This window comes from Microbulbifer sp. SAOS-129_SWC (genome assembly GCF_039696035.1).
Lineage (GTDB): Bacteria > Pseudomonadota > Gammaproteobacteria > Pseudomonadales > Cellvibrionaceae > Microbulbifer.
This window is the reverse complement of record NZ_CP155567.1, coordinates 1039734-1050708: the sequence shown is the minus strand read 5'-3', so window position 1 is coordinate 1050708 and position 10975 is coordinate 1039734. Positions and strand designations below refer to the sequence as shown.

General features: G+C 62.9%; 8 protein-coding genes. 6 read left to right on the top strand and 2 right to left on the bottom strand.

Features of this window, described 5'->3' with window-relative positions; genetic code table 11:
• Positions 1-146: 146 nt before the first annotated feature.
• Positions 147-1529, bottom strand: coding sequence for a Gfo/Idh/MocA family oxidoreductase (locus ABDK11_RS04450; protein ID WP_346839097.1), 1383 nt, complete (start codon positions 1527-1529; stop codon positions 147-149).
• Between the two features lie 257 nt (positions 1530-1786).
• Here ABDK11_RS04450 and agaR point away from each other — a divergent pair, with 257 nt between their 5' ends.
• The 5 genes from agaR to nagA all read left to right on the top strand — a co-directional run bounded on the left by agaR (position 1787) and on the right by nagA (position 7238).
• The gene (gene agaR / locus ABDK11_RS04445) at positions 1787-2557 is read left to right on the top strand and encodes a transcriptional repressor AgaR (protein ID WP_346839096.1); all 771 of its coding nucleotides are present in this window, start codon (positions 1787-1789) and stop codon (positions 2555-2557) included.
• 167 nt (positions 2558-2724) lie between these two features.
• A complete protein-coding gene (locus ABDK11_RS04440; protein WP_346839095.1) occupies positions 2725-4020 on the top strand; it encodes a D-tagatose-bisphosphate aldolase, class II, non-catalytic subunit in 1296 nt (431 codons plus the stop codon).
• Positions 4013-5128 (top strand): SIS domain-containing protein, encoded by a 1116-nt coding sequence (locus ABDK11_RS04435; RefSeq protein WP_346839094.1) that lies wholly within the window; start codon positions 4013-4015, stop codon positions 5126-5128. Before ABDK11_RS04440 ends, ABDK11_RS04435 begins: the two co-directional genes overlap by 8 nt.
• A gap of 8 nt (positions 5129-5136) precedes the next feature.
• Positions 5137-6048, top strand: coding sequence for an ROK family protein (locus ABDK11_RS04430; protein ID WP_346839093.1), 912 nt, complete (start codon positions 5137-5139; stop codon positions 6046-6048).
• A gap of 2 nt (positions 6049-6050) precedes the next feature.
• Positions 6051-7238: an N-acetylglucosamine-6-phosphate deacetylase gene (gene nagA / locus ABDK11_RS04425; RefSeq protein WP_346839092.1), complete on the top strand. Its 1188-nt coding sequence runs from the start codon at positions 6051-6053 to the stop codon at positions 7236-7238.
• 265 nt (positions 7239-7503) lie between these two features.
• Here nagA and metE read toward each other — a convergent pair whose 3' ends face one another.
• Positions 7504-9753 carry a 5-methyltetrahydropteroyltriglutamate--homocysteine S-methyltransferase gene (metE, locus tag ABDK11_RS04420; protein ID WP_346839091.1) on the bottom strand — a complete coding sequence of 750 codons (2250 nt, stop codon included), beginning with the start codon at positions 9751-9753 and terminating at the stop codon, positions 7504-7506.
• A gap of 132 nt (positions 9754-9885) precedes the next feature.
• Here metE and ABDK11_RS04415 point away from each other — a divergent pair, with 132 nt between their 5' ends.
• Positions 9886-10803 (top strand): LysR family transcriptional regulator, encoded by a 918-nt coding sequence (locus tag ABDK11_RS04415; RefSeq protein WP_346839090.1) that lies wholly within the window; start codon positions 9886-9888, stop codon positions 10801-10803.
• The last annotated feature ends 172 nt before the right edge of the window (positions 10804-10975 follow it).

Below are 10975 nucleotides of genomic sequence, written 5' to 3'. Positions count from 1 at the left end.
AATTACATACCCAGTTTATTATCGTGTGTGGTTGTAATCGGGCGCGGCGCACATACAGCAGGCGTACAGCGGCCCTATCGCCTGAAACAGGCAAATAACGGTTAAAAAGTTGTTCGACCTTCCCTGGCCGGGATGGGGTTATCGTGTTAGCTGACGATGCCCAGCGGCTCGCGCGCCTGCCAACCGCCGCGGGTGAAGTCGGGGAAGTCCTTGCTGTTGCCGCGGTCGGCCACCGACGCTTCGGACAGGGAAATCACCGAAGACAGGGCGGCCGCGTCGTACACGTCCTGATCCAGCGGCTGGCCGTTGCGCAGGCAGTAGATCATTCGCCACAGCATGACGAAGTCCATACCGCCGTGGCCGCCGGCGCGCTCGGCTTCCTTACCCATGCGGCGCCACAGCGGGTGGTCGTACTTGTCGTACCAGTAATCCATGTCGAGATCCCACTCTTCGTATTCCTTGCGGCCGCCCTCTTCCAGCGCGATACGGTTGGGATAACCGGCAAACACGCCGTTGGTGCCCATGATCAGGTTGCGGCGGGAATAGGGGCGCGGCGTGGTGGTATCGTGCTGGACCATGATGGTGCGGCCTTTCACTGTCTTGATCAGGCTGGTGTTCATGTCGCCGCAGATGTACTTGGCCTGGTTGAGCGGGTGATCCGCCGGGAATTCGCGCTGGGCATACTGCGCACGGCCGAGCGCCGGGCTGCTCATGGAAGAGAGATAATCGAACCGGTCGCCGCGATTGACCCCCATGTACTGGGCGATCGGCCCCAGGCCGTGGGTCGGGTAGAGGTTGGCGTTGCGCAGGGTGTGCCACTTGGTGCGCCAGGAACCGGTCATGCGGTCAATTTGCTTCATCTGCCAGCGCAGCTCGTGGAGATAGGCCCCCTCGCCGTGGAGCAGGTCACCGAGCATGCCCATGCGCACCAGGTTCAGCGCCATCAGCTCGTCGCGGCCGTAGCAGCAGTTCTCCATCATCATGCAGTTCTTCTGCGTCTTCTCCGCCGTGTTTACCAGCTGCCAGCATTCCTCGAGCGTGGTTGCCGCCGGCACTTCCACAAAGGCGTGCTTGTCCCGCAGCATGGTGTCCACCGCCATCGGCGTGTGCCAGTGCCAGGGGGTGGCGATGATCACGATGTCGATATCGTTGCGATCGAGCATGTCGCGGTAGGCGTACTTGTCCTTGCCGTAGGTGGCGGGCTTGGGTCGCCCGGCCTTCACCACGATATTGAAGGCGCGGTCCAGCACCTGCTGGTCGGTGTCGCAGAGCGCCTTGATCTCCACACCGTCGAGACTGGCCATATGGGTCACGTGGCCGACACCGCGCTGCCCCAGCCCGATCAGGCCAACCCGGACCGTATCCATGCGCGGCACTACCAGCCCCGCCACTGATTTCTGGCCCTTGGCGCGGGCGCTGCCCCCGGCAGAAGGCCTGCTGGTCGCGGCGGTGGAACAGCCCGCGGCGGACGCCACCGCCGCTGCAGTCAGGCCGGCTTTCAAAAACTTTCGACGATTTATTTCACTCATTTATTTTTACCTCTGCTCCAGCGATGCGGTGTTCGATGGAATAAGACAATAACCAAGCGAAACTCAGTGCTCAACAAAAAAATGCTTCACAAGCTTTCACTATAGACTCTCAGCCGGACTACACATACAGGAAGAAGCCGGCAAACCCTTGTTTTTGAAGCAATTTACACAAACGAAAGAACTTCGAAAAATAAATTTATTTTGAAAGCTTGCAAAAGTAACGTAAAATGCCGGCAAACCTTGCGAAAGAACGATCCATGACCACCAACACTATTGAGCGCAGACACGACATCGTGCAGACCACCCTGGATGCGGGGCGCGTCCAGGTTCCGGATCTGGCGGAAAAGTACGGGGTTTCGACGGTGACCATCCGTGGCGACCTCAACTACCTGGACCAGAAGGGGCTGCTGGTGCGCACCCGCGGGGGCGCGGTGGCCAGCAATCGGGTAAGCCAGGAGCTGTCGATGCGGGAGAAGGTGACCGAGCATCTCGACATCAAGCGCCGCCTCGGCGCTGCCGCGGCACGGGAAATCCGCGAGCAGGACACCATCATTCTGGATTCCGGCACCACCACGGCTGAAATCGCCCACCAGTTACACCAGTTCCGCCAGCTGGTGGTCATGACCAACGGCCTCAACGTGGCCCAGCAACTGGTGGATGCCGACGGTGTGGAGGTATTGATGACCGGCGGCACGCTGCGCAAGAAATCCCTGTCGTTTTACGGCCGCGCCGCGGAAGACACCTTGCAGTGTTTCCATTTCGACAAGGTCTTCCTCGGCGTGGATGGCATCGACTTCCAGGGTGGTATCACCACCCACTTCGAATACGAGGCCAACCTGAACCGGCTGATGTGCAAGGTTGCCCGCCAGGTGATTGCGGTGACCGACTCTTCCAAGTTCACGCGCTCCGGCGTGCACAAGATCTGTGATTTCAGTGAACTCGACGTGCTGATCACCGATAGCGGAATACCCGAGGCATTTCACAAGGTAATGACCGAAGCCGGCGTCAGGGTCGTCATCGTCGACTGACAAACTTTTCAACCCGGGTTGACGGCACGTGTCCGCAGGCCCGCCACGACCAATCAAGCACTCAGGTGCTAGATTTGCCGCCCGGCCCTCCACGGCCGGGTTAGTAGGCAGTGGAAGACTACGTCTTCAACTGCCCGTTAAATAAGAATGACCGAAAAGGATTTAACATGCTGCAGCAGTTGATCAGGGCAAACCTCGACGGCGCCCCGCAAGGCATTTACGCGATCTGCTCCGCCCACGGCCTGGTCCTGGAAGCCGCGATGGAGCAGGCCCGGGCCGATGGCACTCCGCTCCTGATCGAGGCCACCGCCAACCAGGTCAACCAGTTCGGTGGCTATACCGGTATGCGGCCGGCGGATTTTTTTGACTATGTGATGACGCTCGCCGCGCGCGTGGGGCTCGATCCTTCCACAATCGTTCTCGGCGGCGACCACCTGGGTCCGGTCTGCTGGCAGGCAGAGCCCGCCCGCGATGCCATGGCCAAGGCAGGTGACCTGGTGGCGGCCTACGTGCGCGCCGGCTTTACCAAGATCCACCTTGACTGCAGCATGCCCTGCATCGACGATCAGCTGCCGCTGGCCGATGAAATCATTGCCGAACGCGCGGCTGACCTGTGCCGCGTCGCAGAAAATGCCGCCGCCGAGCGCGGTACGCCGGACACCGTGGAGTACATCATCGGTACCGAGGTCCCCCCGCCCGGTGGCGCCAAAGAGGAAATTACCGATCTCGAAGTGACCTCGCCGGCCCACGCGCGCAACACGATCGAATTGCACCGCGGCGCCTTTGCCCGCCGCGAACTCGACCGGGCCTGGTCCCGGGTGATCGGTCTCGTGGTCCAGCCCGGGGTGGAGTTCGACCACACCTCGGTGATCGACTACCAGCCGCAGAAAGCCCGGCAACTGAAGCGGCTGGCGCAGGAAACCGACGGCATTGCCTTCGAAGCCCACTCCACCGATTACCAGACCGCGGAAAACTACAATCAGCTGGTCAGGGATCACTTCGCGATCCTCAAGGTGGGCCCGCAGTTGACCTTTGCCCTGCGCGAAGCGCTGTTTGCCCTCAGCTATATTGAAGACGAGCTGCCGGAAATTAAGGAAAAGTCCGCCCTGCGCACCGTGTGTGAATCCCGCATGCAGGCGGAACCCCGCTACTGGCAGAGTTTTTATGACGTGGCAGAGGAAAAGCAGCCGCTGTACCGACGCTATAGTTACAGTGACCGCATCCGCTATTACTGGCCCGACAAGGCCATCGAGGAGGCCGTGACACGGCTGCTGGACAATCTTGCGGGTAGCGCCATTCCGCTGCCATTACTGAGCCAGTTTTTCCCGGAGGAATACCGGTTGGTGCGCCGGGGGTACGCCGACAACGAGCCCCGCGCACTGATCAAAGCCCGCATTCGCCAGGTGACTGCGGCCTACGCCAACGCCTGCTGGAAGCAGAAACAGGATAATAACGATGTATAAAACCCTGAATATCGATCCCACCACGCTGCGTCGAAATAGTGGAGAGCACACTGCACGCGAGATTGCCCAGCAACCGGATGCCTGGGAGCGCACCGCCGCGCTGGTCAACGGTCAGCGCACAACGCTGAATCAATGGCTGCAGCCACTGCTGCTGCAGAGTGATCTGCGCATCATCCTCACCGGTGCCGGCACCTCGGCCTATGCGGGGGAAACCCTTGCGCCCCACCTCACCCGGGTCATGGAGCGCCGCGTCGAAGCCATCAGCACCACCGACCTGGTGAGCAATCCGCACGACCATTTTCTGCGCCATGCACCGACCCTGCTGGTCTCCTATGCCCGCTCCGGCAACAGCCCGGAGAGTGTCGGTGCCTATGACCTCGCCAACCAGTGCGTGGACAGCTGCTATCATCTGGTCATCACCTGTAACCGCGACGGCGAACTGGCCGCACGCGCCCACGGCAGTGACAACAGTTATTCACTGCTGATGCCGGAGGAGACCCTCGACCAGAGCTTCGCCATGACCAGCAGCTTCACCTCCATGCTGCTGGCCACGCTGGAAGTTTTTACTCCACAGCCGGAACAATTGCCGGCGCTGACCGCACTGACCCGCGGCTTGCTGGATACACGCCTCGAGGATATCCAGGCGCTGGCCCGAAGAGATTTTAAGCGTGTGGTCTTCCTCGGCGCGGGCGGGTTGAAGGGCATCGCCACCGAAGCCGCGCTGAAAATGCTCGAGCTCACCGCCGGCAAGGTGGACTGTTACGCGGAGAGCCCGCTGGGTTTCCGCCACGGCCCCAAGTCGATAGTCGACGGGGCGACACAGGTCGTGCTGCTGCACAGCAACGACCCCCACTGCCGCCGCTACGACAACGACCTGTTGGCGGAGCTGCAGCGCGATGGTACGACCGACTGGATCGTCTGCCCGGCGGGATTCGCCAGCATGTCCGAACTTGGGGAAGCCTGGCTCGCACTGTATTACATCGTTTTTGCGCAGCTGCTGGCCTTCTACAAATCCCTTGACCTGGGTATCACGCCCGACAACCCCTGCCCCACCGGCGAGGTCAATCGGGTGGTGCAGGGCGTGATTATTTACAAGCTCGCAGGGTAGGAAACAATTTGATTTACGGACTGGATATCGGCGGCACCAAGATCGAGCTCACCTGTTTCAATGGCGCCCTGCGCAAGCTGGACAGCCAGCGCACCGCAACGCCCGTCGATGACTTCCAGGCGTTTATCGACACACTGGTCAACCTGATTGAAAGCGCGGACCGGCAACACGGTTGCCAGGGCGTTGTCGGAATCGGCATGCCCGGGGTGATCGACGCCGAAGGCCACTCGCTTTCCGCCAATGTCCCCTGCGCCACGGGCAGGAATGTGGCCGAGACACTGGCCGCGCGTCTGAAGCGCCCGGTGGTGGTGGAGAATGACTGCCGCCTGTTTGCGCTCTCGGAAGCTCACGGTGGCGCCGGTGCGGGTTACGCCCATGTGTACGGCGCGGTGCTGGGCACCGGTGCCGCGGGCGGGCTGGTGCTGGACGGCAACCTGTACCGCAGCCGCCAGGGCATTGCCGGCGAGTATGGGCACCACCCCCTGCCCGCTTCCCTGCGCGAACAATATCAGTTGCCACTGCTGGACTGCGGCTGCGGCCTCAGTGGCTGCCTCGAGCCCTATATCGCCGGTCCCGGCCTCGCCAACCTGCACCGCCATCTCTGCGGGGAGTCCCTCAGCGCACCGGAACTGGTCGAGCGCTGGCGCGCCGGCGACAAAAACGCCATCGCCACGCGCGAAATCCATATGGACCTGCTCGGCGCCGCCTTTGCCAACCTGGTAAAGGCCTATGATCCGGACATCATCGTGCTGGGTGGCGGCCTGTCCTGTATCGAGGAAATATATCGCGATTTACCCCAAGCGATAGAGCGTCACCTGTTTGCCGGTTTCCACGCCCCGGTGATCGCACCACCGAAATTTGGCGATGCCAGTGGCGCCCGCGGCGCCGCCCTGCTCGCCCGCCAGACAATGGAATTTTGACGATGTATCCCGACAGTTACACCCTGCGGCCGGCAAAAATTTTTACCGAGTCGGCGGAAATCAGCGGCCACTGCGTGCGTATCGATAACGGCCGTATCGCCGCTATTACCGCCACAGCGGACCGCGACATCCCGGTCATCGAGCTGCCTGGAACGACGTTGTTGCCGGGGCTGATCGACCTGCATATCCACGGGCGTGAAGGTTGCGACGTGATGGACGCCACCCCCGAGGCCATCGCCACCATCTCGCGCTCGCTGGCCCAACACGGGGTCACCGGTTTCCTCGCCACCACTGTCACCAGCAGCTGGGAGGAAACCCTGGCCGCGATGGACAATCTCGGCCGCGCCGCGCAGTCGAACCAGCCCGGGGCGCAGGTGCTCGGCGGTTACAGCGAAGGCCTGTTTTTTGCCAGTGCGCACAAGGGCGCCCACAACGACCACTACTTCCTCGCGCCAACCAGGGAGCGCATGGATGCCCTGTTGGAGGCCTCCCGCGGCGAACTCAAAGTTGTGGCCCTGGCACCGGAAGTGGACGGCGCCATGGATATTATTCCCTACCTGAAATCCCGCGGCGTAAAGGTCATGATCGGCCATACCGATGCCACCTATGACCAGACCCGCGGCGCGCTGGAGGCCGGCGCCTGCGGTGGCGTGCATGTATTCAACGGTATGCGCGGTATCCACCACCGCGAGCCCGGTTGCACCGGTGCGGTGCTGGTGCACGACGCCAATGTGGAAGTGATCGCCGACGGCGTGCACCTGCACCCCGCGATCCTGCAGATGATCTGCAAACTGAAAGACCCGTCGCGGGTGACGCTGATCAGCGACTGCATCAACGCCGGCGGCCTGCAGGACGGTCGCTACCAGCTTGGCAAGATGGACATCAACCTCGAGGCCGGCGTTGCCCGCACCGACAGCGGCTCCCTCGCCGGCAGCACCCTGACCCTCGAGCGCGCCGCCGCCAACCTGCATCAACTGGCCGGCATCGATTTACGCGATGCGGTGCATATGGCGAGCCTGTCGCCGGCCAAATTCCTCGGCATCGACGATCGCACCGGTTCCATCGCCGCCGGCAAGGCTGCCGACCTGGCGGTGCTGGGCGAAGACGGCAGCGTGCGCGCGACTTTCGTCGCCGGCCGCCCGGTCTTCTGCGACGCGGCCGTGGAAGAACAGCTCGCCGCCCTGCGCTAGCCCGCTAAATACCGGGCGAGAACGCAGTTCGGCTAGCTGGTAAACCCCGGCTGTTGCTTCGATCAAATTCTGGAGCGGCAAATCACCAGGCCGGGTATTTCGAAGCGCTGTAAATACATCCCTGTACGCTCCGGCGGCGACGCCCTGTCGCCGACGGTTCGAAATATCCGGCCTGGCGCTTTGCCTTCGAATCTGAAATCCTGACTTTGTTAGCAGGCTGACCGGCCCACAGGGCCGGTATGATTTACAGAAACCGCTGCTGCGCTCAGGCGGACTCAGTCACGTCCAGCTCGGCGCGCAGCGTGCGCGCCGCCTCCACCATATTCAGCAGCGCGGAACCCACCTCGGCCCAGCTGCGGGTCTTGAGGCCGCAGTCCGGATTGACCCACAGTTTTTCCCGCGGAATGACTTCCGCCACTTTTCGCAACCGCGCCACCAGCTCCTCCCGCTCCGGTACATTGGGCGAGTGGATATCGTAGATACCCGGGCCGATCTCATTCGGATAGCCGCCCTGCTTACCGGCGAACGACTCCAGCAGGCGCAGGTCTGAACGCGCGGATTCAATGGTGATGACATCCGCATCCAGCGCCACGATCGCCTCCATGATCGCGTTGAAATTGCTGTAACACATATGCGTGTGAATCTGGGTCTCCGCCTGCACTGTTGCGCAGGTGTAGCGGAAACAGGCCACCGCCCAGTCGAAATAGCCCTGGTGCCCGGATTCCCGCAATGGCACACCCTCGCGCAGGGCCGGCTCGTCGATCTGGATAATACCGATACCGGCGGCCTCCAGGTCCTGCACTTCCTGCCGCAGCGCCTTGGCAATCTGCAGGCAGCTCTCGCTGCGCGGAATATCCTCGCGCGGGAAAGACCAGTTGAGGATGGTCACCGGGCCGGTGAGCATGCCCTTGACCGGCTTCTTGGTCAGGCTCTGCGCGTAGCGGCTCCATTCCACCGTCATCGGCTGCGCGCGGCTGATATCGCCGAAGATGATCGGCGGCTTGACGCAGCGCGAACCGTAACTCTGTACCCAGCCGTTGCCGGTATGCACAAAGCCGTGCAGCTGCTCCCCGAAATATTCCACCATGTCGTTGCGCTCGGCCTCCCCGTGTACCAGCACATCCAGGCCGAGAATTTCCTGGCGGCGCACCGCCTCGGCGATTTCCGCGCGCAAATGGTCGAGATAATCCTGTTCGCTGAGTTCGCCGCTGCGGAACTGGCGGCGTGTCTGGCGCAACAGGTCGGTCTGCGGGAAGGAGCCGATGGTCGTGGTGGGCAGCGGCGGCAGCTGCAGGCGTTCGCGCTGGCGTTTGGCGCGCTCGACATAGCGCTGCGGGCGCCAGGTATCCGCGAGTTCGCCAGCAGTCGCCGAAGCATCCACAGGCGCAGAAACAGCGGATTTATCCACAGCCGCGGTGTTTTGCAACAGCGCCTGCAGCTGCTGTAACTCGTGCAGTTTCTGGCGCGCGTAGGCCAGTTTCTGCCGCTGCGGCGGCAACAGCTTCTGTTCCGTGTCCAGGTCCACCGGGCAGTGCAACAGCGAACAGCCGGCGGACAGCCACAGGCGTTCGCCCAGTTGCTGTTGCAGCGGCTGCAGCGCGGCCTGCCACCGGGCGAGGTCGGCGCGCCAGATATTGCGCCCGTTCACCACCCCGACAGACAGCACCTGTTCCGCGCCCAGCGCCTCGAGCGCGGCGGGTAATTCCTCCGGCGCACGCACGCAGTCGATATGCACACCGGCCACCGGCAGGCCGAAGACCAGCGGCAGATTCTCGCGCAGCGGCGAGAAATAGGTGGCAAGTAACAATTTGAGGGACGGAGCCGCAGCGCAGAGCTGTGCATAACCCGGCGCAAACGCCGCGCGCCATTCGCCCGGCAGATCCAGTCCCAGGATCGGCTCATCGATCTGCACCCAGTCGACATCCGCCGCGGCCAGCTGCTGTAACAGCTGCTGGTAGCAGGGCAGCAGTTTCGGCAGCAGCGCCAGCGCATCGCCGTCGGCGCGGCCCAGCCACAGGTAGGTCAGCGGACCAATCACCACCGGCTTGACCCGATGGCCCTGCTGCTGTGCTTCGCGCACTTCTGCCAGCAGCCATTCGGCATCGAGCGCAAATGCCTGCTCGGCGGTGAACTCCGGTACCAGGTAGTGGTAGTTGGTGTCGAACCACTTGGTCATCGCGCTGGCCGCCACCGGCTCGCCGGACGGCGCGCGGCCGCGCGCCAGGCGGAAGTACTGGTCCAGCTTGTTGTCGGCGGCGCCCTCGCTGAAGCGCCGCGGCACGGCGCCAAACATCAGCGTGTGGTTCAGTACCTGGTCGTACCAGGCGAAATCGCCCACGGTAACGCGTTCGAGGCCGGCATCGCGCTGTGCCTGCCAGTTGCCGCGGCGGATCTCCGCGCCGGCCTGCAGCAGTTCGCTCTGCGCTATCTCGCCGCGCCAGTAGGCTTCCTGTGCCTTTTTCAGCTCGCGCTGCGCGCCGATACGCGGGTAGCCGAGAATATGTGTCTGTGCCATCAGAGTTTCCCCAAATCCATAAGTGCAACCGCCCACCCGGCGGTAGCTGTCGAAATTCGGGGTTGATTCTGCGCTGGCCGTCATGTTCAATCAATTTCATATTTTTTGCCCAGAACATGAATATTTCTAAAGATGATCGAACTCCGCCACCTCAAAGCCCTGACCACCCTGCGGGAAACCGGCAGCATGGTGCGCGCTGCCGAGCGGCTGCACCTGACCCAGTCCGCCCTCTCGCACCTGTTCCGGGAGCTGGAAGACCGCCACCAACAGACCCTGTTCGTGCGCAAGTCGCGCCCGCTGCGCTTCACCAGTGCCGGGTTGCGCCTGCTGCAGCTGGCCGATGGTGTCCTGCCCCAGGTGGCGCAGGCGCAGCGGGACCTGGCGCGGCTGGCGTCGGGCCAGGCCGGGCGCCTGAATATCGCCATCGAATGCCACAGCTGCTACCAATGGCTGATGCCGACCCTGGACCGCTACCGCGACGACTGGCCGGAGGTGGAACTGGATTTGGCCAGCGGCTTCCATTTCGCCCCGCTGCCGGCGCTGGTGCGCGGCGACCTGGATCTGGTGGTAACGTCGAACCCGGATGAAGCCCTGCAGGGGGTGCACTACGAGCCGCTGTTCAGTTTCGAAATGGTGCTGGCGGTGAGCCGCAAACACCGGCTGGCACAGCAGCAGTGGGTGGCGCCGGCGGATCTCGCCGGCGAAGTGCAGATCACCTATCCGGTGGAGCGCGAGCGGCTGGATATCTTCCAGCACTTCCTCGATCCGGGCGGGGTCGAACCGGCGGAGATCCGCACCGCCGAGCTCACGGTGATGATGGTGCAGCTGGTCACCAGCGGCCGCGGCGTCTGCGCGCTGCCGAACTGGGCGCTGCACGAGTACTTACAGAAGGGCTTTGTCACCGCACTGCAGCTGGGAGAAAAGGGTTTGTGGAGCCGGCTCTACGCCGCCGTGCGCGAGGACGCGCGCGAGCAGCCCTATGTGGCGGACTTTCTGCAGACGGCGCGGGATACCTGCTTTGGCAACCTGAATGGCATTCGCGCAGTTTGATCCGGATGCGCAGGGCGGGCCTCGGGCCCGCGCGGGCGGACACAAAGTTCGCCCCTACCGACTGCGAACAGTGGCACGGAAGGCACTACAGTTGGGCGATTCCCAAAACTAATTCCGTAGGGGCGAACCTTGTGTTCGCCCAACAAAACCCGGCGCCTGCGCAGCAAAAAAT

Bases quoted from the DNA above. Each gene is read 5' to 3' on its own strand.
- ABDK11_RS04450 (WP_346839097.1), bottom strand. From the start codon at position 1,529: ATGAGTGAAATAAATCGTCGAAAGTTTTTGAAAGCCGGCCTGACTGCA.
- agaR (WP_346839096.1), top strand. From the start codon at position 1,787: ATGACCACCAACACTATTGAGCGCAGACACGACATCGTGCAGACCACC.
- metE (WP_346839091.1), bottom strand. From the start codon at position 9,753: ATGGCACAGACACATATTCTCGGCTACCCGCGTATCGGCGCGCAGCGC.
- nagA (WP_346839092.1), top strand. From the start codon at position 6,051: ATGTATCCCGACAGTTACACCCTGCGGCCGGCAAAAATTTTTACCGAG.
- ABDK11_RS04435 (WP_346839094.1), top strand. From the start codon at position 4,013: ATGTATAAAACCCTGAATATCGATCCCACCACGCTGCGTCGAAATAGT.
- ABDK11_RS04415 (WP_346839090.1), top strand. From the start codon at position 9,886: ATGATCGAACTCCGCCACCTCAAAGCCCTGACCACCCTGCGGGAAACC.
- ABDK11_RS04440 (WP_346839095.1), top strand. From the start codon at position 2,725: ATGCTGCAGCAGTTGATCAGGGCAAACCTCGACGGCGCCCCGCAAGGC.